The 24,028-nt window shown below is 71.4% G+C and carries 18 protein-coding genes; 5 read left to right on the top strand and 13 right to left on the bottom strand.

All coding sequences use genetic code 11. The features are described 5' to 3' along the window. Positions 1-16: 16 nt before the first annotated feature. Together ABWO84_RS13230 and ABWO84_RS13235 are read right to left on the bottom strand one after the other, a co-directional pair. Positions 17-3,265, bottom strand: coding sequence for a family 20 glycosylhydrolase (locus tag ABWO84_RS13230; protein ID WP_353115290.1), 3,249 nt, complete (start codon positions 3,263-3,265; stop codon positions 17-19). Further along, on the bottom strand, positions 3,256-4,473 hold the full coding sequence (locus ABWO84_RS13235; protein ID WP_353115292.1) for an alanine racemase: 1,218 nt from the start codon (positions 4,471-4,473) through the stop codon (positions 3,256-3,258). The genes ABWO84_RS13230 and ABWO84_RS13235 overlap by 10 nt, the downstream gene beginning before the upstream one ends. A gap of 25 nt (positions 4,474-4,498) precedes the next feature. On the opposite strand from ABWO84_RS13235, the gene ABWO84_RS13240 reads away from it, so the two are divergent. Together ABWO84_RS13240 and ABWO84_RS13245 are read left to right on the top strand one after the other, a co-directional pair. After that, on the top strand, positions 4,499-4,906 hold the full coding sequence (locus ABWO84_RS13240; protein WP_353115294.1) for a RidA family protein: 408 nt from the start codon (positions 4,499-4,501) through the stop codon (positions 4,904-4,906). Between the two features lie 136 nt (positions 4,907-5,042). After that, on the top strand, positions 5,043-6,497 hold the full coding sequence (locus ABWO84_RS13245; RefSeq protein ID WP_353115296.1) for a L,D-transpeptidase family protein: 1,455 nt from the start codon (positions 5,043-5,045) through the stop codon (positions 6,495-6,497). Positions 6,498-6,716: 219 nt separating this feature from the next. Here ABWO84_RS13245 and ABWO84_RS13250 read toward each other — a convergent pair whose 3' ends face one another. After that, entirely contained in the window at positions 6,717-8,936 is a 2,220-nt protein-coding gene (locus ABWO84_RS13250) for an NADP-dependent isocitrate dehydrogenase (protein WP_353115298.1), read from the bottom strand. A 161-nt stretch (positions 8,937-9,097) separates the two neighbouring features. Here ABWO84_RS13250 and ABWO84_RS13255 point away from each other — a divergent pair, with 161 nt between their 5' ends. Then, the gene (locus ABWO84_RS13255) at positions 9,098-9,556 is read left to right on the top strand and encodes a GNAT family N-acetyltransferase (protein ID WP_353115300.1); all 459 of its coding nucleotides are present in this window, start codon (positions 9,098-9,100) and stop codon (positions 9,554-9,556) included. 69 nt (positions 9,557-9,625) lie between these two features. Here ABWO84_RS13255 and ABWO84_RS13260 read toward each other — a convergent pair whose 3' ends face one another. The 3 genes from ABWO84_RS13260 to ABWO84_RS13270 form a co-directional block, all read right to left on the bottom strand. After that, entirely contained in the window at positions 9,626-10,381 is a 756-nt protein-coding gene (locus tag ABWO84_RS13260; RefSeq protein ID WP_353115302.1) for a hypothetical protein, read from the bottom strand. Between the two features lie 122 nt (positions 10,382-10,503). After that, on the bottom strand, positions 10,504-12,312 hold the full coding sequence (locus ABWO84_RS13265) for an ABC transporter ATP-binding protein (protein ID WP_353115304.1): 1,809 nt from the start codon (positions 12,310-12,312) through the stop codon (positions 10,504-10,506). Then, positions 12,309-14,201: an ABC transporter ATP-binding protein gene (locus ABWO84_RS13270; protein WP_353115306.1), complete on the bottom strand. Its 1,893-nt coding sequence runs from the start codon at positions 14,199-14,201 to the stop codon at positions 12,309-12,311. Before ABWO84_RS13270 ends, ABWO84_RS13265 begins: the two co-directional genes overlap by 4 nt. 277 nt (positions 14,202-14,478) lie before the next feature. Here ABWO84_RS13270 and ABWO84_RS13275 point away from each other — a divergent pair, with 277 nt between their 5' ends. Further along, positions 14,479-14,913, top strand: coding sequence for a hypothetical protein (locus ABWO84_RS13275; RefSeq protein WP_353115308.1), 435 nt, complete (start codon positions 14,479-14,481; stop codon positions 14,911-14,913). A gap of 1 nt (position 14,914) precedes the next feature. On the opposite strand, the gene ABWO84_RS13280 is transcribed toward ABWO84_RS13275, so the two are convergent. The 5 genes from ABWO84_RS13280 to ABWO84_RS13300 all read right to left on the bottom strand — a co-directional run bounded on the left by ABWO84_RS13280 (position 14,915) and on the right by ABWO84_RS13300 (position 20,634). After that, positions 14,915-15,415 carry a methylated-DNA--[protein]-cysteine S-methyltransferase gene (locus ABWO84_RS13280; RefSeq protein ID WP_353115310.1) on the bottom strand — a complete coding sequence of 167 codons (501 nt, stop codon included), beginning with the start codon at positions 15,413-15,415 and terminating at the stop codon, positions 14,915-14,917. 14 nt (positions 15,416-15,429) lie between these two features. Then, on the bottom strand, positions 15,430-16,920 hold the full coding sequence (locus ABWO84_RS13285; protein ID WP_353115312.1) for an AlkA N-terminal domain-containing protein: 1,491 nt from the start codon (positions 16,918-16,920) through the stop codon (positions 15,430-15,432). Positions 16,921-17,074: 154 nt separating this feature from the next. Then, on the bottom strand, positions 17,075-18,682 hold the full coding sequence (gene purH / locus ABWO84_RS13290; RefSeq protein ID WP_353115313.1) for a bifunctional phosphoribosylaminoimidazolecarboxamide formyltransferase/IMP cyclohydrolase: 1,608 nt from the start codon (positions 18,680-18,682) through the stop codon (positions 17,075-17,077). Between the two features lie 41 nt (positions 18,683-18,723). Beyond that, positions 18,724-19,305: a phosphoribosylglycinamide formyltransferase gene (gene purN / locus ABWO84_RS13295; RefSeq protein ID WP_353115315.1), complete on the bottom strand. Its 582-nt coding sequence runs from the start codon at positions 19,303-19,305 to the stop codon at positions 18,724-18,726. A 51-nt stretch (positions 19,306-19,356) separates the two neighbouring features. After that, positions 19,357-20,634, bottom strand: a complete 1,278-nt coding sequence (locus ABWO84_RS13300) for a cell division protein PerM (RefSeq protein ID WP_353115317.1) — start codon at positions 20,632-20,634, stop codon at positions 19,357-19,359. A 92-nt stretch (positions 20,635-20,726) separates the two neighbouring features. Between ABWO84_RS13300 and ABWO84_RS13305 the strand changes: the two genes are divergently transcribed. Next, entirely contained in the window at positions 20,727-22,181 is a 1,455-nt protein-coding gene (locus ABWO84_RS13305) for an NCS2 family permease (protein WP_353115319.1), read from the top strand. A 58-nt stretch (positions 22,182-22,239) separates the two neighbouring features. On the opposite strand, the gene ABWO84_RS13310 is transcribed toward ABWO84_RS13305, so the two are convergent. After that, positions 22,240-22,989, bottom strand: coding sequence for an MBL fold metallo-hydrolase (locus tag ABWO84_RS13310; protein ID WP_353115321.1), 750 nt, complete (start codon positions 22,987-22,989; stop codon positions 22,240-22,242). A gap of 106 nt (positions 22,990-23,095) precedes the next feature. After that, positions 23,096-23,998, bottom strand: a complete 903-nt coding sequence (sucD, locus tag ABWO84_RS13315) for a succinate--CoA ligase subunit alpha (RefSeq protein WP_353115323.1) — start codon at positions 23,996-23,998, stop codon at positions 23,096-23,098. Between the last annotated feature and the right edge of the window lie 30 nt (positions 23,999-24,028).

Consider the following 24,028-nt stretch of genomic DNA (forward strand, 5'->3'; position numbering starts at 1 on the left):
TTATCGAAACGTTACCTTATTCCCCGCCGTCTCCGGCTGCCATTCTCGCGACGAGTCCGGCCACGATCTCCTCGCGCTGCTCCAGGGTGAGCGGCTTGCCCGGGATCCCGGGCCTCCTCTGGTCCGGCCGTGGTCCGTCCAGGGGACGATACGCCACGCCCGCGGCCGCCAGGCGGCGCAGGTGAACGGGCAGGCGCGCGGCGAAACCGTCGAACGACGGCGCCGCTCCCCCGGCCCACAGCCGCTCCGCGATCGCCGAGAGCCTCGGGAAGACCGCGAAGTCGACTCGCTCCCTCGTCGGCAGGTGCTCGCTCCACACGTTGGCCTGGCCGCCGATCGCGCCGTCCGGCACCTCCAGCGTGTACGTCCGCTCGATCGGCAGCGGCGGCCCCACGCGGATCGGCTCGTCCGCCGATCCGCTCTGCGGATAGTCGAGATAGACCTCCATGTCGGGGCAGGCCACCACGGGGATGCCGCGACGCAGCGCCTCCCTGAGGGCCACGGGCCCGCGCCATGCGGCGAGCAGCACCCCTTCCGGCACCTCGCCCTCCAGCACCTCGTCCCAGGCCAGGGCGCGGCGTCCGCGCGCGCGGACGTGCGCCACGAACGCCCGGGTGAACCAGGGCTGCACCTCATGCGGCGTCGACAGCCCCAGCTCCCGCATCCGCTCCGCGGCGGCGGGGCTGGCAGCCCACTCGTCCACGGGCACCTCGTCGCCGCCGATGCCGATCCACTCCGCGTCGAAGACGTCGCAGAGCGCGTCGATCGCGGCGCGCCCGAAGGCGAGCGCCTCTTCCGTGGGTGCGAGCGTGCGACGGTTCACGCCGAAGCGCTCCCACGCCGAGGTCGGCGGCTCCTTCACATCGGTGTTGCCGAGCGCCGGATATGCGGCGAGCGCCGCCTGGACGTGCCCGGGCAGCTCCACCTCGGGCACGAGGGTCACGAAGCGCTCGGCGGCGTAGGCCACCAGGTCGCGCAGCTCCTCCGCGGTGTAGAACCCCTCGTGCGTTCCCGGTTCGACCGTCGACAGCGGACCGTGCCCGCGCTGCGTGGCGTGGCGCACCGCACCCACCTCGGTCAGTCGCGGATACCCGGGCACCTCGTAGCGCCAGCCCTGATCGTCGGTGAGGTGCAGATGCAGCACGTTCAGGTGATGGGCGGCGAGCAGATCGATCAGGCGCCGCACCTCCTCGACCGGCCGGAAATGCCGCGCCACGTCGAGCATCATCCCGCGCCAGCCGAATGCCGGCTCGCCGCTCCAGGTGCCGGACGGGATGCGGGATCCGATCGCCCGCTCGGGTGCGCAGAGCTGCCGCAGCACGGTCGCGCCGCGGAACACGCCCTCCGCCGTCGCGCCGTCGATCCGCACGCCGTCGGCCGAGACCTCGACGCGGAAGGACTCCGGGCCGCGACCCGTTCCCGGCACGACGCGGAGCGCGATCGCCGAGCCTTCCACCTGTCCGTCGAGCCCCAGCGACTCACGGAGCAGGGCGGCGACGCGCTCGAGGCCGGGCTCGGCGCGGACGCCCGCGCCGGACAGCAGCTCGAACGATGGCGCCCCCTCCTCGATCTGCGCGGCGACCTGCGGCACCGTCGCCCGGTGCGCAGGGGGAACGGCGCACAGGGCCCGGCCTCCTGCGACGCCGGCGGGTTCGCCGTCGACGAGCACCGGCGTCCCGCCGACGAGCACCTCGACGATCCCCGTCGGACGGCCCCGCGGGTCGTCGAAGTCCGCGGTCGAGCCGACCGTGCCGGGGTCGAACAGCACCAGATCGGCGGTCGCACCCTCCCGGACGACGCCGCGCGGGGCGTCCCCCCGGTCGAGGCCGAGGCGCCGCGCGGGCGTGGCGGAGAGGTGCCGTACGGCCTCCTCCAGCCCGAGCACCCCGAGCTCGCGGACGTAGTGCCCGAGGTAGCGGGGGAAGGTCCCGAAACCGCGTGGGTGCGGCTTGCCCCCGATGAGGATGCCGTCGCTGCCGGCGGTGTGGCGCGGGTGGCGCATGATCTCGCGCACGTTGTCCTCGTCACCGATGTGCATCAGCACCGTCGTCGCGCCCTCGTCGGAGATGACCGTGTCGATCACGAGATCGACCGCCCGTCGTCCGCGCTCCGCCGCGGCCTGCGCCACGGTCCGTCCGACGAGGTCCGCGAGCGCGGGATCGCCCACTCCGGCGATCTCGATCGCGGCCCAGTCGGCCCGTTCGCCGTGGAAGCCGTCGCAGCCGATGTCCTCGAGCTCGGCACGCAGGCGCTCGCGGCCGTCCGCGTCGAGTGCCCGCAGCGCTCCGACCGGGTCGCCGCCTTCGGAGAGCCGGCTCGGCAGCAGCGCCGCGAGGGTCGTCGCCCCGGGAAGGTAGGGGTAGGTGTCGAGCGTGACATCGACGCCGTCGGCGAGCGCGTCGTCGATCAGCGCGATCAGCTCGGCGGCCCGACCCCGGTTCACGCCGAAGTTCATCGTCGCGTGGGTGAGGTGGATCGGGCATCCGGTGCGGCGGCCGACGTCGAGGGCCTCCCGGAACGCGTCCAGCGCGCCCGCGCCGTAGCTCCGGGTGTGCGGGGCCCAGAACCCGCCGCGCTCCGCGACCACGCGGCACAGGGCCTCGAGCTCGGCGGTGTCGGCGTACATGCCGGGGGCGTACGTGAGCCCGCTCGACATCCCGAACGCGCCATCGTCGAGCGCCTCGCCCAGCAGCCGCTGCATCTCCGCGATCTCCGAGGGCGATGCCGGGCGGTTCTCGTGGCCGATCACCAGCATCCGCAGATTGCCCTGCGGCACGAGCACCGCGACGTTCGCCGCGGGGCCGGTGCCCTGTGCCTCGTCGACGGCGCGCAGGAAGCCGGCCATCGTCCGCCAGGCGATCGGCCCCCCGGGGGAGCCGTTCCACCCCGCGATCCGGGCGGGCACGGCCACGGCCGACGCGTCGTCGAGGGGCGCGTACCCGATGCCGTCCTGCCCGATCACCTCGGTCGTCACGCCCTGCCGGATCTTCACGTCATGGGCGGCGCCGCCGAGCACGGCGAGGTCGGAGTGCGCGTGCATGTCGATGAACCCCGGCGCGAGCACGAGCCCCGTCGCGTCCCGGCAGACCGCGCCCTCCGGGACCACGAGGGCGTCGGCGTCGCCCGGGCGCCGGATGGCGACCACCCGCGCGCCCTCGATCGCCACGTCCGCGATGTAGCGGTCGGCGCCGGTGCCGTCGACCACGGTCGCGCCCCGGTAGACGCGGACGCGTCCCTGTTCGGCGAGGACGGTGCTCAGAAGCATGTCTGCACCGCCCCGATCACCCGCGGATCGGCGGCGTCCGGGTCGTCCACCAGCACCGCCACCCGCCACTTGTCGAACGCCGTGCAGGGGTGCGAGAGCCCGAGGCGGACGACCTTCCCGACCACGATCTCCTCCCCCGGAGCGGTGCGCAGGAACGCGTGCTGGTCGTTGAGCGCCGTGATCTCGCCCGTCACACCCTGCGGCGCGGGCAGGTCGATGTCGTAGGGCACGTCGCGCCGGCCTGCGTCGAGCAGTGCGAGTCCCGCCTCGGGCTGGGACACCGCACGCGCCCAGACGTGCATGGCCGAGCGCAGCCGCTCGGTCCCGATCTCCGGCCCGAAGGGCGACATCCGCGCGTAGAAGCCGTCGTCGTGGATCTGGAACGCCCCGGAGCGCAGCACGACGTCGGCGCCGTCGCGGCGTGTCGCGAGCACCGCCGCCGCGCGATCCGGGAACGCGCTGCCCCCGGCGCTCAGGACGGGACGCACATCGTCGGGGTAGTCCAGGAGGTCGTGGAGCGCGACGAGGGTCTGCAGGTAGGCGTCGACCTTCGCGAGGGAGCCAGCCGAGCGGTCGGGGCCGATCGCCCCCTCGTAGCCCGCGACGCCGGCGAGGCGCAGCCCCTCCGCCGCTGCGATCGCCTCGGCGATCCGGAGTCCCTCCTCCGCCGTGCGCGCACCGGTGCGTCCGCCAGCGCCGCCGAGCTCGACGAGCACGTCGAGAGGATGCGACGGATCGGAGACCGCACCGTCCAGCAGCCGCACGGTGTCGACGGAGTCCGCCCAGCAGAGCACACGGAGCCCGGCGTCCCGCTCCAGCGCCTGGCCGAGCACCGCGGCGGCGGCCGCATCCGTCACGGCGTTGGCGATGAGCACCCGCCGCACACCCGCCTGGATCGCGACGCCCGCCTGCCAGGCCGTCGCCACCGAGATGCCCCAGGCCCCGGCGTCGAGCAGCCGCTGCCAGAGGGCGGGCGCCATGGTCGTCTTCCCGTGCGGGGCGAGGAGCACCCCCTGCGACGCCGCCCAGTCGAACACGATCCGCTCGTTGCGGGCGAGCGCGTCCTCGTGCAGCGTGAACGCGGGGGTCGGCAGATCGGAGAGGTGCAGTCCCGCATCCGCCAGCTCGGAGAGGCGCAGACCGTGCGCGCGGGCGGGGAGTCCCTTCGCCCACGGGCCGATCACCGGGTCGGGGATTAGTAGAGGCATCTCACAAAGGTACTAGTCTGAGCGCATGACCCAGAAGACCCGCGTCGCCACCGACGCAGCCCCCGCGCCCGCGCACACCTTCTCCCAGGGCGTCCGCAAGGGACCGATCGTCCAGGTCTCCGGCCAGGGCCCGGTCGACCCCGTCACCAACGAGTACCTCCACGCCGGCGACGTCGCCGCGCAGACCACCCGCACGCTGGAGAACGTGAAGGCGATCGTCGAGGCCTCCGGCGCCACCTTCGACGACGTGGTGATGCTCCGCGTCTACCTCACCACGCGGGAGGACTTCGCGACCATGAACGAGGCCTACGGCGCGTTCGTCACCGCCCACACCCCGAGCGGGGTCCTCCCCTCGCGCACGACCGTCTTCACGGGCCTCCCGCGCGAGGAGATGCTGGTGGAGATCGACGGGCTGGCCGTCGTCTCCGACTGACCGCGACACGCCGTGCCGGATGCCCCGCCTCCCCCGTGGACGCGGGGCATTCGCATATCCAACCGTTGCCGTCCCGTTACCGTCCAGCGCGTACCATAGGGCAAAGACGTCACGCCGTACAACGGGGGGTGAGTTCGTGACCGATCTGATCTCTGCGCCGAACACCGGTGCCAGCGATGCCCAGCCGACCGCTCCGATGCCGCCGTCCGACGGCGACCAGCCGGTCGAATGGGCCCCCGCCGAGCCGGCGCCGAAGAAGCGCCGCGTCGGCCTCTGGGTCGGGATCGGCGCGGGCGCCCTGCTCCTCGCCGCCGGCGGCGCGTCGACGATCCTCATCGCACCGGGCACCACGGTCGCGGGGATCTCGGTGGGCTGGATGACCCCCGGCATGGCCGCGGAGACGATCAGCTCGCATCTCGCCCAGACCAAGGTCACGCTCACCGGCGCGGGCAAGGACGCCACGGTGAACGGCGCCGCCCTCGGCGCGCAGGCGGACGCCACGACCCTGGCCGACAAGGCGTTCTCCGATCACCCGATGTGGAACCTCGGCTCGTGGATGGGCGAGGACATCCCGGCGAAGATCAGCCTCGACGCCGCCGCGGCCGACCGCGCGCTGCGCGCCGCCGTCCCCGGGAGCTACACCGACGCGGTCGACGCGACCGTGACGTTCGACAAGGCCAGCAGCACCTATGTCGTCACCGATGCCAAGGCCGGCACCGGCATCGATGTCGACGCCCTGAGCGCCGCCTTCGTCAAGGCCGTCGGGGCGAACAAGTCCTCGTTCGAGTTCTCCGGCGCGCCCACCGAGGCCGCAGCCTCGATCACGACCGACGCCGCCAAGGCCGCCGCTGAGAAGCTCAACGCGATGCTCGGCACCGCCGGCTTCTACATCGGCAAGGAGCGCACGGTGCCGATCGCGCCGGCGACGCTCGCCTCATGGCTGAGCGTCAAGGACGTCGACGGCAAGCTCGTCGTCAGCGCCGACCAGTCGGCCATCCAGACCACCGTCGACACCCTGGCCAAGACCGTCGACCGTCCGGCGGTCAACGCGACCAACATCGTCGACTCCGGCGGCAAGGTGCTGAAGACCATGACCGCGGGCGCCACCGGCCGCGTGCTGGGCGACACCTCGAAGATCGCGTCCGACTTCGCGGCGCAGCTCGGCGACGGCAAGGGCGTCTTCACGCTCCCCGTCACCGAGACCCCGTTCGAGAGCACGAACCTCGTCCGCAAGATCGAGGTCGACCTCAGTGAGCAGCGCACCTATCTGATCGAGAACGGCAAGATCGTGAAGTCCTGGGCGATCTCGTCCGGACGATCGGGTCATGACACCGCGATCGGCAACTTCCGGATCTACGCCCATGTGCGCATCCAGGACATGCGCGGCAACAACGGCGACGGCACCAAGTACCTCACCAAGGACGTCCCCTGGGTCACCTACTTCAACGGCGACCAGGCGTTCCACGGCACCTACTGGCACAACAACTTCGGCACCCCGATGAGCCACGGCTGCGTGAACATGCCGATCGAGGTCGCGAAGTACGTCTACGAGTGGGCGCCGACCGGCCTCGAGGTCCAGGTCCACGCCTGACCCGGGACTCCGACGGGCCCGGGACGGAGCACCCGCAGAACGTGACACCCTCCGCGAAACGGGCACCCCGCCCGAACCCCGGACTCTGACCCGAAACGCAGACGCACCCGGGCGAAACACCCGCAGAACGTGACACCCTCCGCGAAACGGGCACCCCGCCCGCACCGCAGACACGAAGAGGGGGCGGATGCCGCAGCATCCGCCCCCTCTTCTGCAGGATCAGGCCAGCGCGTCGATGACGCCGTTCAGCGTCTCGGACGGGCGCATCACCGCGTCGACCTTCACGGTGTCGGGCCGGTAGTAGCCGCCGATGTCGGCCGGCGAGCCCTGTGCGGCGTTCAGCTCGGAGACGATCTGCCGCTCGTTCTCGGCGAGCTGTGCGGCGATCGGCGCGAACGCGGCCGCGAGGTCGGCGTCCTTGGTCTGCTTCGCCAGCTCCTGCGCCCAGTAGAGGGCGAGGTAGAAGTGGCTGCCGCGGTTGTCGATCGTGCCCAGGGCGCGCCCCGGCGAACGGTCCTCCTCGAGGAAGGTCCCGGTCGCCGCGTCGAGGGTCTCGGCGAGGATGCGGGCCTTCTCGTTGCCGGTCGCATCGGCGAAGTGCTCGAGCGAGGCCGCCAGCGCGAAGAACTCGCCGAGCGAGTCCCAGCGCAGGTAGTTCTCGCCGACCAGCTGCTGCACGTGCTTGGGGGCGGAGCCGCCCGCACCGGTCTCGAACAGCCCGCCGCCGGCCAACAGCGGAACGATGGAGAGCATCTTCGCGCTGGTGCCGACCTCGAGGATCGGGAACAGGTCGGTGAGGTAGTCGCGCAGCACGTTGCCGGTGACCGAGATGGTGTCGAGCCCGTGGCGCATCCGCGCGAGCGTGTACCGCGTCGCCTCCTCCGGAGCGAGGATCGTCAGCGTCAGGCCGTGCGTGTCGAGCGTCGCGAGACCCTGGTGGACCTTCGCGATGATCTGCGCGTCGTGCGAGCGGTTCGCGTCGAGCCAGAACACGGCGGGAACACCGGTGGCGCGGGCACGCGTCACGGCGAGCTTCACCCAGTCCATGACCGCGATGTGCTTCGTCTGCGTCGCGCGCCAGATGTCGCCGGCACCGACCTCGTGCTCGATCAGCACGGCGCCCTCGCCGTCGAGCACCTGCACGACGCCATCGGCGGGGATCTCGAAGGTCTTGTCGTGGCTGCCGTACTCCTCGGCCGCCTGCGCCATCAGGCCGACGTTCGGCACGGTGCCGATGGTCGCCGGGTCGAGCGGCCCGTTCGCGATCACGTCGTCGATCACGGCCTGGTACACGCCGGCGTAGGACGAGTCCGGGATCACCGCGAGGGTGTCGTCCTCTCCCCCGTCGACGCCCCACAGCTTGCCGCCGTTGCGGACGAGGGCGGGCATGGACGCGTCGACGATCACGTCGCTCGGCACGTGGAGATTGGTGATCCCCTTGTCCGAGTTGACGTAGGACAGCCGCGGCCCCTGCTCGATGGCCTTCTGGAAGGCCGCAGCGATCTGCTCGCCGTCGGCGACCCCGGAGAGTCCGGCGAGGATCGAGCCGAGGCCGTCGTTGGCGCTGAGGCCGGCCGCGGCCAGCTGCTCGCCGTACTGCGCGAACACGTCCTTGAAGAACGCCTTGACCACGTGGCCGAAGATGATCGGGTCGCTGACCTTCATCATCGTCGCCTTGAGGTGGACGGAGTAGAGCACGTCGTCGGACTTCGCGGTCTCGAGGGTCTCGGCGAGGAATGCGTCGAGGGCCTTGGCCGACAGGAAGGTCGCGTCGATGATCTCGCGCGGGAGGACCTTGAGTCCCTCCTTGAGCACGGTGACCGTGCCGTCGGACGCCGTGTGCCGGATGCTCAGCACGTCGTCGTGGGCCGCGACCCAGGAGCGCTCGTTGGCCTTGAAGTCGTCATGGCCGAGCGTGGCGACACGGGTCTTCGATCCCCCGGCGAACGGCTTGTTGCGGTGCGGGTGCTTCTTCGCGTAGTTCTTCACCGCGAGAGGCGCACGGCGGTCGCTGTTGCCCTCACGCAGCACCGGGTTGACGGCCGAACCCTTGATGCGGTCGTAGCGGGCGCGGACGTCCTTCTCCTCGAGCGAGCCGGGCTCGTCGGGGAAGTCGGGGATGTCGTAGCCCTTCTGCTGCAGCTCGGCGATGGCCGCCTTGAGCTGCGGGATCGACGCCGAGATGTTCGGCAGCTTGATGATGTTCGCCTCGGGGAGCGTCGCCAGACCGCCCAGCTCGGCGAGCGCGTCGCCCACCTGCTGCTCGGGGGCGAGCTTCTGCGGGAAGGCGGCGAGGATGCGTCCGGCCAGCGAGATGTCCCTCGTCTCGACCTCGACGCCCGCCTGGCCCGTGAAGGCCTTGACGATCGGAAGGAACGAGGCGGTGGCCAGAGCCGGCGCCTCGTCTGTGTAGGTGTAGATGATGGCGTCGTCGGCCACTGGGGAACTCCGTTCGCGAGGGCTTTTTATCTCGATACCAAGATACCCGAGCGGGGCGGAACGCCCTATTTCCCGCGGAGGAGGGCCGGTCACCTGCTGTTCACCTGAGAGGCCGCGGATCATTCTGACGTCACCGGCGGGAAAGGGTCTAGCCTGGGAGCATGTCGGAACTGCGAATTGTGGAACTCTCCGCGGCGACGATCGTCGCCGTCAACAACCTGTCCCTGAAGCCGGGCCAGGAGCAGTTCCTGGCTCCGGTGTCCTATGGCATCGCGGCGACCGTGATCAATCCGAGCACGAGTTGGCAGCGGGTCGTGCTCGACGGCGACGAGGTCGTCGGCTTCGTCAGCGCGAGCTTCGATCCGGATGCTCCGGAGGAGCACTTCCGCAGCGTGCTGTGGCGGATCAACGTCGACGCCGACACTCAAGGGCGCGGCATCGGACGCTACGCCGTCGATGCGCTGCTCAGCGAGGCCCGCGACCGTGGCGTCGACCACGTCGACGTGATCTACGAGGCCGGCGAAGGCGGCCCCGAGGCGTTCTTCCGCCGGGTCGGCTTCGTCCCTGTCGGCGAGACCGAGTACTCCGAGGTCATCGCCGAGATCCGGGTCGCCGACTAGACCGGCGGCGGGGTCTCGGATTCCCTCCCCCACCGAGGCTCCGTCGCCTTCTTCCGCGCCCGGACGGGCTCAGGCGTCGTCCCGACGACGGCGACCCCAGGTCTCCGTGGCGTTGCGGAGCGCCTCCACCGACCGTTCGAGCACCGATTGGGCCGCGTCCTGCCAGGCCGGTCGGGGGTCCGCCGCCGCGCCGGCCGCGCGCTCGGCCTCGGCGAAGGCGCGTTCGAGAGCGGTGACCGCGTCGCGATAGGCACCGAAGCTCTCCGGGGAGATCTTCTTCTCCGCAGGGTCGAGCCGGGCGTCCCGCGCACGCTCGACCGCGGTCAGGAAGGCCGCGTTCGCCGGAGAGCGCCCGTCGCTCATCTGCGGATAGGCGATGAGCCGGGCCGGGTCGGTCTCGTACTCCATCCACCGGGCGAGCACCGCGTCGTGTTCGGCGTTCAGCCGCTCGACCGGGTCTCCCGGCGTGGAGAGGGCGATGCGTGCCGCGCTCACCTGCGCACGGCGGGCGCGGACGAGGGCCCCTGCCGCCTTGGAGCGCTGTTCGGCGTCGCGCAGCACGCGCCGGGCCTGCGCGACCACGGCGTCATCCGCCCGTCCTGCGGCCCGCTCCGCGGTCACCCGGGTGACATCGGCCCGCGCCATCCGTGCCGCCGCGGAGCGCGCGGAGGACTCCTTCTGCGCGGCGGCGAGCTCCTTGCGGGCGGCGTCGAAGGCCAGTCGGCGTCGACGGCCGTTGTGGCGCGCGACCATCACCGTGGCAGCTCCCGCCCCGACGACGGCCGGGGCGATCCACCAAAGCTCGACGACCGACTGCGGATCCACGTCTTCATGCTATCCACGTGCCTTCCTGCTCGTCGGGCGGGCCGGGAGACGGCCGAGGAGCCGGAGACGATCAGACCGGACGGCTCCGGCGGGATCTTCCCCGACTCCTCAGCGTAGGCGTCTCAGACGAGCGTCTCCTGCCAGGCGGCGTGCAGCTGGGCGAACTTGCCCGTGCCGCCGATCAGGGCGGCGGGCGCATCGTCCTCGATGATGCGCCCGTGCTCCATCACCAGCACGCGGTCCGCGATCGCGACCGTCGAGAGGCGATGCGCGATGATGATCGCCGTGCGGTCGGCGAGCAGGGTCTGCAGCGCATCCTGGATCAGCCTCTCCGACGGGATGTCCAGCGAGGCGGTCGCCTCGTCGAGGATCAGCACCGCCGGGTCGGCGAGGAACGCCCGGGCGAACGAGATCAGCTGCCGCTGCCCTGCCGACACCCGGCCTCCGCGCTTGTTCACGTCGGTCGCGTAGCCGTCCGGCAGCGAGGAGATGAACTCGTCGGCGCCGACCGCGCGCGCCGCGGCCCGGATCTCGTCCAGCGTCGCGTCGGGCTTGCCGAGCGCGATGTTGTCCGCGACCGTCCCGCTGAACAGGTACGCCTCCTGCGTGACCATCACGATCGCACGGCGCAGATCCTTGGGGTGCAACATCCGCAGGTCGACGTCGTCGAGCGTCACCCTGCCCTTGGTCGGGTCGTAGAACCGCGACACGAGCTTCGCGAGCGTGGACTTGCCGGCCCCCGTCGTGCCCACCAGGGCGATGGTCTGGCCGGCCGGGATGTCGAGCGAGAAGTGCGGGAGGATCGTCTTCTCGCCGTTGTACCCGAAGGTGACCTCGTCGAAACGGATCGCGCCGCGCGACTGCCACAGGTCGACGGGCTTCTCCGGGTCGGGCACGGTCGGCACCTCTTCGAGCACTCCCGACACCTTCTCCAGCGCCGCGGTCGCCGACTGGTAGGAGTTCAGGAACATCGCGATCTCCTGCATCGGCGCGAAGAAGTTGCGCACGTACAGCACCGCCGAGAGCAGCACCCCGACGCCGAGCGCACCGGTGGACACCCGGATGCCGCCCCACAGCACGACGGTCGCCAGGGTGAGCGCAGCCACGGCCATCAGCCCGGGCTCGAAGGTGCCGAACAGCAGCATCGAGCGGCGGTTGACGTCGCGGTAGTCTCCGGCGAGCTTCTGGAAGGTCTCGTCGTTGCGGGGCTCCTTGCGGAACGACTTCACGGCGCGGATGCCGGTCATCGTCTCGACGAACTGCACGATCACCTTGGCGCTGACCACCCGCGACTCACGGTAGATCGTCTGCGAGCGCAGGTAGAACCAGCGCATGAGCAGGACCAGCGGGATGCCGGCGAGCGCGAGGATCACGCCCGACTGCCAGTCCGCGATCACCAGTGCGATGAACGTGAAGATGCCGAACAGCACGCCGGAGACGAGGTTGTTCAGCCCGCCGTCGAGGAGCTCCCGGATCGAGTCGAGGTCGCTCGTCTGGCGCGAGATGATGCGCCCGGAGGTATACGACTCGTGGAACTCCAGGCTCAGGCGCTGGGTGTGCAGGAAGATCCGCTTGCGCAGGTCGAGCAGCACCGCCTGGGTGATCCGGGCGGCGAGCACGACGTACCAGCCGATCAGCGCCGACCCCACGATCCCCGCGAACAGGTAGGCGCCGACGACCATGAAGGTCGGCATCCAGTCGGCCTTCTCCAGCAGCACCGGCAGCGCGGTGTCGAGACCGATGCCGATGAGGATCGGTCCGGACACCTGCAGGGCTGTGGAGATCACCAGCACCGCCGCCGCCGCGGCGATCCGGAGTCGGAGCGGGTGGATCAGCGAGCCGAGCAGCCGCAGCGAGCGCTGCCGGATCGCACGGCTCTCCTCGCGCGTGTATGTCGAGCGGTCCTCGTCCTGGGTTCCGGTGAGAGTCATGCCTGCACCTCCTCTTCCTCGGCGGCGGACGCGTCGACGGCATCGGCCGCCGTCGCGTCGGTGATGATCGGGATCGCCCCGGTGCGGGCGGCCTCCTCGGCCTCGAGGCTCGAGATGACGTGCCGATAGTGCGTGCTCGTCCGCAGCAGCTCGGCGTGCGCGCCCACGGCGGTGATGCGCCCCTTCTCGAGGAGCGCCACCCGGTCGGCGAGCGCGACCGTGGACGGGCGGTGTGCGACGATCAGCGCGGTGGTGTCCGCGAGCACGTGGCGCAGCGCCTCCTCGACCAGCGCCTCGGTGTCGACGTCGAGCGCCGACAGCGGGTCGTCGAGCACCAGGACCTTGGGCTTCGCGGCCACGGCGCGGGCGAGAGCGAGACGCTGCCGCTGACCGCCGGAGAGGCTCAGCCCCTCCTCGCCGATGATCGTCTCGGTGCCCTCCGGCAGCGTGTCGACGAAACCGGCCTGGGCGACGTCGAGCGCCTCGCGCAGGACGCGCTCCGCCTCGTCGCTCTGCAGGTCGAGGTCGGCGCGGCCGAGCAGCACGTTCTCGCGCACCGAGGCGGAGAACAGGGTCGCGTCCTCGAAGGCCATCGCGATATGACGGCGCAGCTCCGTCAGCGGAAGATCCCGCACGTCGACGCCGTCGAGCGTGACCTTGCCTCCCGTCACGTCGTAGAGGCGCGCCGGGAGCGTGGTGAGCGTGGTCTTGCCGCTGCCGGTCAGGCCGACGAGCGCCATGGTCTCGCCAGGACGCAGCACGAGGTCGATGCCGTCGAGCAGATCACGCTCGGACGGGCCCGCGTCCTGGTACCGGAAGCGGGCGCCCTCGAAGGCGAGCTCGCCCCGGGGCTCCTCGATGTGCGACGGGCTCTCCGGGTCGGTGATCGTGTTGGTCTCCTGGAAGATCTCGAACACGCGGTCGGTCGCCGTGCGGGCGTCGAGCATGAACGAGAACAGGAACCCGATCGACTCGATCGGCCAGCGCAGCACGGTCGCCATCGCGAAGAAGGCGAACAGCTGCGGCAACTCGATCGCGCCCTGGGCGATGAGCCAGATGCCGGACAACAGGCTGAGGCCGAACGCGATCTGCGGCATCAGGTCGAGCCAGAACCAGATCTCGCCGACGGCCCGCGCCTTGTTGAGCTCGGTCTCGCGGAGCGTCTCGGCCTGACGGCTGAACCGGCTCAGCGCGTGCTTGCCGCGGCCGAAGGCCTTCAGTACGCGGATGCCGTGCACGCTCTCCTCGACGCTCGTGGCGAGGTCTCCCGCCTGGTCCTGGCTCTGCCGGGCGAGCGCGCCGTAGCGCTTCTCGAAGAGGAAGCCCTGGATCCACATCGGCACGCCGGTCACGAGGAAGATCGTGCCGAGGAGCCAGTGCCACTGGAAGAGCAGGACCGCGCCGATGACGATGGTCAGCACGTTGACCACGAGCAGGATCAGACCGAAGGCGATCCAGCGCCGGATGAGGCCGATGTCCTGCATCATGCGGCTGAGGAGCTGACCGGACTGCCAGCGGTCGTGGAACGCGACCGGGAGCGTCTGCAGGCGGGAGTAGATCTCCGACCGCATCCGGTACTCGACCTCGGTGGCCGGGGTGAGCACGAACCAGCGGCGCAGCCACACCATGGCGGCCTCGCCGAGGGCGAGGGCGAACACGACGAGCGCGCCCGCCGTGATCGCGCCGACGAGGCCCGACTCGATCGGGCCCCGCACGATCTGCTCGAGGGCGATCGGGATCATCAGGGCGAGCACGGCGGCGGCGAGCGCGCTGGCCGCGCCCCCGACGAGACGCCAGACGATCGGACGGACGAAGGGCTTCAGGCGCCACAGGGCGGCGACGGTGGACAGTTCGGAGGATGCCGGAGCGGATGCGGATGACGCAGACATGGAATGACGACGATTCTCAGAGTCGAGGATGGACGGCGAACGTGGGGATGACGCAGTGCGCCCGCGGATCGGCGGGGTGCGTCGGCGGTAGGACTAGCTCCGAGAACGAGCGTAGGCCGAGCCGGGGACATCGGTGACGACCGGCGTTGCGGTGTTCGAGTTCATGACGTCCTCCTCGGGCTCGGCGATATCGCAACGGACGATGCGACAGCCTTGTAGCCTATTGCAGCCCCGACGCCGAGGGCAAGACCCATTTCCGGCCGCCTAGGGTGGAGGCATGAGCGCGCGCTTCCGCATCGACGGCATCGACGTCGGACCCGACGACCTGCCCGCCCAGCTCCCCCGCGAGGGCGCGCTGCTGCGGCAGGTGCCGGGTCCGGATCGCCCGGACTACTTCCTCGGCGTGCTGGACGCGCCCCTCACCTACCGCACGACGCTCGACGCCCTGCGCGAGAACGGCGTCGACCCGGCCTCCGCGGATCCTCGCCTCATCCGCATCGAGGACGACGGGACGGTCGAGCTGGGCGTCTTCGGTGTCTGCTTCGCGGCGCGCATCGTCGGACAGGCCCCGCACGCCGGCATGAGGGACTTCCCCGTGATGCTCGCCTACGTCGTCGACAACTCGGCCATGCGCGACGAGACGATCGACTTCTCGAAGCTGGTGTACTCGGCGGTCGCGTTCCTCAGCGACGCGACACCGGCGGAGGGCTGAGTCAGCGCGCCCCGGCGCTCTCCCTCGCCAGCAGCGAGCGCTTCACGTCGACGCCCCAGGCGAAGCCGCCCATCGAGCCGTCGCCGCGCAGCACGCGGTGGCACGGCACGAAGAGCGCCGGCGCGTTCCGGGCGCAGACCGACGCCACGGCGCGCACCGCGCGCGGGCTGCCGAGCTCGACGGCGAACTCCGTATAGGTGAGCGGCTCGCCGGGGACGATGCGCCGCAGCGCCTCCCATCCGGACCGCTGCATGTCGGTGCCGTGCTGGTGCACGGCCACTCCGTCGATCGCCGCGAGGTCGCCCTCATAGTAGGCGCGGACGGCGTCGGCGGCGGTCGTCTCGCCCTCCACGACGTCGTCCGGACGATGGGCGGGCGCGAGCCGCTCGAGGATCTCCTCGCGCGTGGCCGTCCATCCGGAAGCCAGAACGCGCTGCCCCTCGTCGACGAGGATCGTGAACGGGCCGTCGGGGGTGTCGATGGTCTGGATGGTCGCGGACATGGTGTCTCCTTCTTTCAGATGCTGTTCGATCGGGCGCCCGCGGCGCGGCGGGGGCGCTTCACCGGGGCGTTGCGCCAGAGATGCGCGGTGAGATAGCTGCGCCAGGGAGCGGTGCGCGTCGCCCAGGCGTCGAGCGCCGGGGCGTCGGCCGGCAGTCCGGCGGCCGACCCCCCGGCGCGGGCCGCGACATCGCCGGGGAGGAAGACGTCGGGGTCCCCGATCACGCGCATCCGCACGTAGTCGGCCGTCCACGGCCCGATCCCCGGCATCGCGAGCAGCGCACGGCGCTGTTCGGCCCCGTCGTCGCCGACGGTGAGGGTGAGGGTGCCCTCGGCCAGCGCAGCGGCGGCTCCGGTGATCGCCCTGATCCGCGTGGCGGGGCCGCGCAGCACCTCGGCGCCGCGCTCCGCGATCGCGGTCATCGTGGGGAAGAGCACGCCCCCGTCCGGCAGCCGCTCGCCCAGCGCGTCGGCCAGTCCGGTCAGCGCCGTGCGGGCCGCAATCACCGTGATCTGCTGCCCCACCATGGCGCGGATGAGCATCTCGTGCGGATCGGCTGCGCCGGGCACCCGGATGCCCGGCACCCGTCCCACCAGAGGAGAGAGCTCGTCATGGGCGCTCAGCGCCGCGTCGACCGCCGCGGGATCCGCGTCGAGGTCGAAGAGTCGTCGCGATCTCGCCACGAGGGGTGCGAGGTCGCCGAGGCGAGAGAGCCGGGCGCGCAGCCGCAGCCGGCCCTCCTCGAGACTCAGCGCGAACCACGCGGGCCCCCCGTCGAGGCGCAGCAGCCGGGAGAACGAGGCGGGGCCGGCCTCCTCCACGCCCGGAAGCGCTCGCGCGGCCATCCAGGCGAACAGCCCCTCGGCGTCGAACGGCTCGCGGAACGGGAGCACGAGGTCGATCGTGCCGGCCATCGCCTCGTCGGCGCTTCCGGCGCGGCGACGGGTCCTCAGCTCGCTCGGCGTCATGCCGAAGACCTCGCGCACCGTGTCGTTGAACTGGCGGATGCTCGCGAACCCCGCGGAGAAGGCGGCATCGGCGATCGGCATCTCGGTTCCGGTCAGCAGCATCCGGGCGGTGTGGGCGCGATGCGCTCGCGCGAGGGCGAGCGGTCCCGCTCCGAGCTCCGCGCCCAGCAGGCGGTTCAGGTGCCGCGGCGTGTAGCCCAGCCGCGCGGCGAGCCCGGGGACGCCCTCGCGCTCGACCACCCCGTCGGCGATGAGCCGCATCGCGCGCGCGGCCGCGTCGCCGCGGAGGTTCCAGTCCGGTGAGCCGGGGGCCGCCTCGGGCAGGCAGCGCTTGCAGGCCCGGTAGCCCGCCTCATGCGCGGCCGCGCTCGTCGGGTAGAAGGTGACGTTCTGGGGTTTCGGCGTGCGCGCGGGGCAGCTCGGCCGGCAGTAGATGCCGGTGGAACGCACCGCAGTGACGAACTGCCCGTCGAAGCGGGTGTCCCGCGCGCTGATCGCGCGGTACCGTTCGTCGAAGGTCATCCCCGTGCTGCTCATGCCTCCACTCTGTCACGTCGACGACGCCGCGGCTCGCGGAAATCGGACATGACGCTTCCGGTCATGGAGCGCCGGAGGCGAAGCACGACGCGGGCCGGCGGATGACCCCGTCCCCGTTCGGCCGGGTGCCTCCGCCGTGATCCGCGCACGGACCTCAGTGGAAGAAGTGACGCTCTCCGGTGAAGAACATCGTGACGCCCGCCTTGCGCGCCGCGTCCACGACCTCGCCGTCGCGCACCGAGCCGCCGGGCTGCACGATCGCCGTGATCCCGGCGTCGATGAGCACCTGGGGCCCGTCCGCGAACGGGAAGAACGCGTCGGAGGCCGCGACCGATCCGGCGGCGCGATCCCCCGCGCGCTCGACCGCGAGGCGGCACGAGTCGACGCGGTTCACCTGCCCCATCCCGACGCCGACGGTCGCGTTGCCCTTGGCGAGCACGATCGCGTTCGACTTGACGGCGCGGCACGCCTTCCAAGCGAAGATGAGGTTCTCCAGCTCGTCGTCGTCCGGGCGCTCGCCCGAGACCAGCTCCCACCCCTTGGCCACGGAGAAGATGTCGTCCGGGAACCGATCGGCGTCCTGCAGCAGCAGCCCGCCCGACACCAGGCGGACGTCCATCTTCTCCTGCTGCCAGTCCTCGGGGAGCTTCAGCAGCCGGAGGTTCTTCTTGGCCTTGAACACCTCGAGCGCCGCGGGCTCGAAGTCGGGGGCGACGATCACCTCGGTGAAGATGTCCTTGAGGTTCTCGGCCATCTTCAGGGTGACCGTGCCGTTGGCCGCGATCACGCCGCCGTACGCCGACACCGGGTCGCACTCGTGCGCGCGCAGGTGGGCGCTGGCGATCGGGTCGAGGGCGTTCGGCGCGGTCGTGGCGATGCCGCACGGGTTGGCGTGCTTGATGATCGCGACGGCCGGCTTGACCATGTCGTAGGCGGCGCGCAGGGCGGCGTCCGCGTCGACGTAGTTGTTGTACGACATCTCCTTGCCCTGCAGCTGGGTCGCCTGGGCGATGCCCTGCCCCCCGACACGCGTGTAGATCGCCGCGCGCTGGTGCGAGTTCTCCCCGTACCGGAGCGTCTCGAGGCGCTCGGCCTTGATCGTGAGGTGCGCGGGCAGGTCGACGCCGTCGCCCAGCGTGCCCTCGGCGAACCAGGAGGCGACGGCCGCGTCATAGGCGGCCGTGTGCGCGAACGCGCGGGCGGCGAGCTCGCGGCGCTGGGTGAGCGTGGTGCCGCCGGCACCCACCGCCTCGATCACCGAGGGGTAGGACTCCGGGGAGACGACGATCGCGACGTTGGCGTGGTTCTTCGCCGCCGCACGGACCATCGCCGGTCCGCCGATGTCGATCTGTTCGACCACGTCGTCGCCCTCCGCACCCGACGCCACGGTCTCGACGAAGGGGTACAGGTTCACGACGACGAGCTCGAACGGCGAGATCTCCCGCTCGGAGAGCTGCTTCTCGTGATCCTCCAGGCGGAGGTCGGCGAGCAGGCCGCCGTGGATCTTCGGATGCAGCGTCTTCACGCGCCCGTCGAGCATCTCCGGCACTCCGGTCACGGCGGCGACATCGGTCACCTCGTGCCCGGCGTCGCGGATCGTCGCCGCCGTCGAGCCGGTGGACACGATCTCCACGCCGGCGGCGGCGAGCGCCGCGGCGAGGTCGAGGAGGCCGGACTTGTCGCTCACCGAGACGAGCGCACGGCGGATCGGGACCGTGTCGCGGTGACGGTACAGCGAGGGGTCCAGACGAGGGCCGGCCATGATGATGCTCCTTCGGGGTCGGTGCGAGGGGAGGGAAGGGGTCAGGGGGCGAGGACGAGGTCGCCGACGGCGATGCGCCGGACCACGTCGATCAGCAGCCGGCGCTCGACCGGCTTGATGCGCTCGTGCAGGGTGTGCTCGGTGTCGCCGGGGAGCACGGGCACCCGCTCCTGGGCGAGGATCGGTCCGGAGTCGACGCCGTCGTCGACGACGATCACGCTCGCACCGGTCTCGGAGACTCCGGCGGCGAGCGCGTCGCGCACGCCGTGCGCGCCGGGGAACTCCGGTAGATAGGCGGGGTGCGTGTTGACGATCCGCGGCGCGTAGCGGGCGACGAGGGACGCGGGGAGCAGCCGCATCAGACCGCTGAGCACGATGAGGTCGGCGTCCCAGACGGCGAGCTGCCTGCCGAGCTCCTCGCCCCAGGCGTCCCGGCTCTCGTGCTCGTGCCAGGGCACCGTGAAGGCCGGGATGCCGAACTCCTCGGCGTGCGCGAGGCCGTCGGCGTCGCGATCGGCGCCCACGACGACCACCCGAGCCGGGAAATCGGGGTGGCGGGCGGCTTCGAGCAGGGCACGGAGATTCGAGCCGGTGCCCGAGATGAGAACGGCGACCGTCAGCACCCGGTCAGTCTACCGGGGTGCCGGCGCCGGGTTTCGCATGCGGCCCTGCCGTCAGCGATCGGCGTCGGGAGAGGCGCCCAGCTCGGCCATCTCGGCGCGCCAGCGATCGGTGCGCTCCTCGGCGAGCTCCTCGCGATTGCGCGGTGCGAGGAGCAGGATCGCGGCGCCGACGAGCACCTCGACGCCGATCGCGAGGGCGAACGGACCGGGACGGGGACCGAGCTCGGCCATCCGGCCGGGGCCGATCGACCCGGAGGCGAGGACCGCGAGCAGCGCCGCCGCACCGGCGGACAGCGCGGCGATCCCGCCCGCGATCGCGGCGCGCGGGCCGACTCCGACCGCGGTCCGCTCCCACACCAGCCGCGAGCGGACCATCCAGCCAGCCACGGCTCCCGCGGCGATCGGCAGCAGCACGACGACCAGCATCCAGAACGAGCCGACCTCCGGCAGCAGTCCGAGCACGGGGATGCCCGGCACGACGCCCAGTTCGGTGCCGGCCGGGGACACGGTCGTGCCGGCGCCCACGGCGAAGCCCGGACCGGCGAGCCAGGAAGCCGCCCACACCAGCAGGGTCGGGAGGTAGGCCAGCTGCCCGAGCGTGATCACCGTGGCGCCCAGGGCGTCGACCCGGGCGGTCTGGTAGAGCGCGACCACCTCGCCGCCGCGCAGCACGGTCATCACCGTGAGGCCGAGGGCGGAGACGCCCATGAGCGCGACGAGCACGATCGACGCGCCGCGCACGCTCTCGCCCGCCACCGGGCTCCAGTCGCCCCAGCCGTCGACGAGGTCGTGCAGGCGATCGATCGGCCCGCCGTCGCCCTCGGACCAGGCGTGGGCGATCGCGCCGGCCAGCGAACCGACGAGGTAGACCGCCGCAGGGAGCAGGATCCCGAGCCAGAGCGGCGTGCTGCCGGCATCGGCCTTCGCGGTGAGTCCGATCAGCGCGGAGATCGCGGCGAAGACGGCGCCCCCTGCGACGACGCCGGTGATCCAGGCGCCGGCGGCGGAGGCACGGCGCCCCGAGCGGGCGCCGAACAGCAGCGTGAAGAAGAACAGCGCCAGGGGGGCGAGGGAGAGCACGAAGGTCGCGGCCTGCGGGGCGATCCCCGTGGCGACCACCACCTGGTCGGGGACGGAGACGTCGATCGGGGTGCCATGCCCGAACCGCCAGAGCGTGCCGGTCACCGGCCACAGCTCGCCCCAGTCGGCGGAGGCGCCGAACGACAGGGTCCACAGCAGGGTCAGCGGAGCAAGCAGCACCGCGACGCCGATCGCGGCCGCGATGGCGGCGTCGAGGGCGGCGAGCAGGGCGACGGTCAGGCGTTGCATGTCTCCACGAGCCTACGATGCGCCACCCTCCCTCCCGCCCCGGGGCGCGCGGAAGCACGCGGACACGATAGCGTTTCCGCGGAGGTCCCCCGATGACTACTGCCCCTGAACCCCTGACCGTCGACAGACGCCCCCGGAACGCCGTCGACCGCTTCTTCGAGATCACCGCCCGCGGCTCGAGCTTCGGCGCCGAGATCCGCGGCGGCGTCGTGACGTTCGTGACGATGGCCTACATCGTCATCCTCAACCCGATCATCCTGTCGTCCAGCCCGGACGTCGCCGGCAACGTGCTCGAGTTCGCGCAGCTGAGCGCCGTGACCGGGCTCACCGCGGCGATCATGACGATCCTCTTCGGCCTGGTCGCCCGTCTGCCGTTCGGCTTCGCCGCCGGCCTCGGCATCAACGCGTTCCTCGCCTTCTCCGTCGTCGGCGAGGTGACCTGGCCCGAGGCGATGGGCCTGGTGATCATCAACGGCCTCATCATCGTGCTGCTGAGCGCCACGGGGCTGCGCCGCATGATCTTCGACGCCGTCCCCATGCAGCTGAAGATCGCGATCACGGTCGGCATCGGCCTGTTCATCGCGTTCATCGGCCTCGTCAACGCCGGCTTCGTCACCTCGACCAAGAGCGACTCGCCGCCGGTCGGCCTGGGCGTGGGGGGCTCGGTCGCCACCGTCCCGACCCTCATCTTCGTGCTCACCCTGCTGCTCACCGCCGTGCTCGTCGCGCGGAAGGTGAAGGGCGGCATCCTCATCGGCCTGGTCACCGGCACCGTCGTCTCGGTCATCGTCGAAGCGGTCTGGCACATCGGTGCCCGCGGCGAGAAGAACCCGGGCGGATGGGGTCTGACCCTGCCCGCGCTGCCCGAGCGGGTCATCGATCTGCCGGACCTGACCCTGGTCGGCCAGTTCGACCTCTTCGGCTCATTCGGACGGATCGGGGCGCTCGCGGCCCTGATGCTCGTCTTCACCCTCGTGTTCACCAACTTCTTCGACGCCATGGGCACCATGACCGGCCTCGCCAAGGAGGCCGACGTGGCCGACGAGAAGGGCAATTTCCCCCGCCTGAAGTCGGCGCTGATCGTCGAGGGCGTCGGCGCGGTCGTCGGCGGTGCCACGTCGGGCTCGTCCAACACGGTCTTCGTCGAGTCGGGTGCCGGCATCAGCGAGGGCGCCCGCACCGGATTCGCCAACCTCGTGACGGGGGCGCTGTTCCTCATCGCGATGTTCTTCACCCCGCTGGTCTCGATCGTGCCCACCGAGGTCGCGGCTGCGGCCCTGGTGGTGGTCGGGGCGCTGATGATGAGCCAGATCCGCTTCATCGACCTCACGGACTTCTCGGCGCTCTTCCCGGTGTTCCTCACCGTCACGGTGATGCCGCTCACGTACTCGATCGCGAACGGCATCGGCGCCGGCTTCATCGGCTGGGTGCTCGTGCGCGCCCTGTCCGGCAAGGCCCGCCAGATCAGCCCCCTGCTGTGGATCGTGACGGCCGGCTTCGTGATCTACTTCGCCCGTGGCCCGATCGAGCAGCTGATCGGCGGCTGAACGGCCTTCTCGGCGCGACAGAAGGGGCGGATGCCACGGTGTCCGCCCCTTCGGCGACTCAGAACGGGAGCGGCTCCCCGTGGACCGGGACGCGGAGGCGGCCGTCGAGGCCGGCGTAGACGAACTCCCGCACCAGGCGCTCCCTCGTCTCGCTGAAGTGATGCCACCCCTCCGCATGCACCGGGATGATCACGGCGTCGCCCAGCACCCGAGCGGCCTCGACCGCCGTGCGGGCGTTCAGGGTCAGGTCGGCGTCTCCGAACCTGCCGACGTTCGCCGCCCCCGTGAACAGCACCGCGACGCCGACCCCTCCCCCGCGTGCGACGATCGCCGCGACCACGTCGACCGATGCGTTGTCACCGGAGACATAGACCACCGGATGCCCGGGCGCCCGCAGCAGGAAGCCGGTGACCGTCCCCGACAGCGCCTCCGCGCCCTCCGGACCGTGCCGCGCGGGCACCGCGGTGACGTCCACCCTGCCGAAGCGACGGGACTGCCACGGTGACAGGCCGATGACACCGTCCACCCGGGTCGCTGCCTCGGGCGTCGACAGCACGGCACCTGCCCGCGCGAGGAACCCCCGTCCCGAGGTGTCGAGGTTGTCGGGGTGCTGATCGTGCGAGAGCAGCACGGCGTCGATGTCGCCGACCTCGTCGGGTCCGAGAGCCGGGCCGACGAGCTTGTGCAGGGCGACGCCGCCCTCGTAGCTCCCCGGCGCATCGAAGGTGGGGTCGGTGAGGAAGCGCACTCCGGCGTACTCGATGATCGCCGTGGGGCCCCCGACGAGCGTGAGGCTGTTCGAAGTCATGCCTCCATGGTGCCGCGAGCGTCGCCGGCGCGGAAGCCGTGCGCGGGGCGTCGGGAACGGAGGAGGGCCCGGACGCCGACGCGTCCGGGCCCTCCTCCGTTGCTGCTTACAGGCCTTCGATGATCGCGCGCATCAGATCGGCGGTCTCGGACGGCGTCTTGCCGACCTTGACCCCGGCGGCCTCGAGGGCCTCCTTCTTCGCCTGCGCGGTGCCCGCAGAGCCCGAGACGATGGCGCCGGCGTGGCCCATGGTCTTGCCCTCGGGAGCGGTGAAGCCCGCGACGTAGCCGACGACCGGCTTCGTCACGTTCGCCTTGATGAAGTCGGCCGCGCGCTCCTCGGCGTCGCCGCCGATCTCGCCGATCATCACGATCGCCTTGGTCTCCGGGTCGGCCTCGAACGCGGCGAGCGCGTCGATGTGGGTGGTGCCGATCACCGGGTCGCCGCCGATGCCGATGGCGGTCGAGAAGCCCAGATCGCGCAGCTCGAACATCATCTGGTAGGTCAGCGTGCCGGACTTCGACACGAGACCGATCGGCCCCTTGCCGGTGATGTTGGCCGGGGTGATGCCGACCAGCGACTCGCCGGGGGTGATGATGCCGGGGCAGTTCGGTCCGATGATGCGGGTCTTGTTGCCCTTGCTCTGGGCGTAGGCCCAGGCCTCGGCCGAGTCGCCGACGGGGACGCCCTCGGTGATGACGACGAGCAGCGGGATCTCGGCGTCGATGGCCTCGACCATGGCCGCCTTGGTGAAGGCGCCGGGGACGAAGGCGATCGACACGTCGGCGCCGGTCTTCTCGATCGCCTCGGCGACCGAGCCGAACACGGGGAGCTCGACGGGGTTGCCGTCCTTGTCGGTGTGCGAGACGGTGGTGCCGGCCTTGCGGGCGTTCACGCCGCCGACGACGTTGGTGCCGGCCTTGAGCATGAGGGCGGTGTGCTTGGTGCCCTCGCCGCCGGTGATGCCCTGGACGATGACCTTGGAATCCTTGTTGAGGAAGATCGACATTCTCTTGTTCCTTCTGTCTCTCGGATCCGG

This window comes from Microbacterium sp. (genome assembly GCF_040394595.1).
Taxonomy (GTDB): Bacteria; Actinomycetota; Actinomycetes; order Actinomycetales; family Microbacteriaceae; genus Microbacterium.

Coding starts and splice junctions, on each gene's coding strand:
- ABWO84_RS13230 (WP_353115290.1), bottom strand. CDS start 3,265: ATGCTTCTGAGCACCGTCCTCGCCGAACAGGGACGCGTCCGCGTCTAC.
- ABWO84_RS13235 (WP_353115292.1), bottom strand. CDS start 4,473: ATGCCTCTACTAATCCCCGACCCGGTGATCGGCCCGTGGGCGAAGGGA.
- ABWO84_RS13240 (WP_353115294.1), top strand. CDS start 4,499: ATGACCCAGAAGACCCGCGTCGCCACCGACGCAGCCCCCGCGCCCGCG.
- ABWO84_RS13255 (WP_353115300.1), top strand. CDS start 9,098: ATGTCGGAACTGCGAATTGTGGAACTCTCCGCGGCGACGATCGTCGCC.
- ABWO84_RS13265 (WP_353115304.1), bottom strand. CDS start 12,312: ATGACTCTCACCGGAACCCAGGACGAGGACCGCTCGACATACACGCGC.
- ABWO84_RS13270 (WP_353115306.1), bottom strand. CDS start 14,201: ATGTCTGCGTCATCCGCATCCGCTCCGGCATCCTCCGAACTGTCCACC.
- ABWO84_RS13275 (WP_353115308.1), top strand. CDS start 14,479: ATGAGCGCGCGCTTCCGCATCGACGGCATCGACGTCGGACCCGACGAC.
- ABWO84_RS13280 (WP_353115310.1), bottom strand. CDS start 15,415: ATGTCCGCGACCATCCAGACCATCGACACCCCCGACGGCCCGTTCACG.
- ABWO84_RS13285 (WP_353115312.1), bottom strand. CDS start 16,920: ATGAGCAGCACGGGGATGACCTTCGACGAACGGTACCGCGCGATCAGC.
- purH (WP_353115313.1), bottom strand. CDS start 18,682: ATGGCCGGCCCTCGTCTGGACCCCTCGCTGTACCGTCACCGCGACACG.
- ABWO84_RS13300 (WP_353115317.1), bottom strand. CDS start 20,634: ATGCAACGCCTGACCGTCGCCCTGCTCGCCGCCCTCGACGCCGCCATC.
- ABWO84_RS13305 (WP_353115319.1), top strand. CDS start 20,727: ATGACTACTGCCCCTGAACCCCTGACCGTCGACAGACGCCCCCGGAAC.
- ABWO84_RS13310 (WP_353115321.1), bottom strand. CDS start 22,989: ATGACTTCGAACAGCCTCACGCTCGTCGGGGGCCCCACGGCGATCATC.
- sucD (WP_353115323.1), bottom strand. CDS start 23,998: ATGTCGATCTTCCTCAACAAGGATTCCAAGGTCATCGTCCAGGGCATC.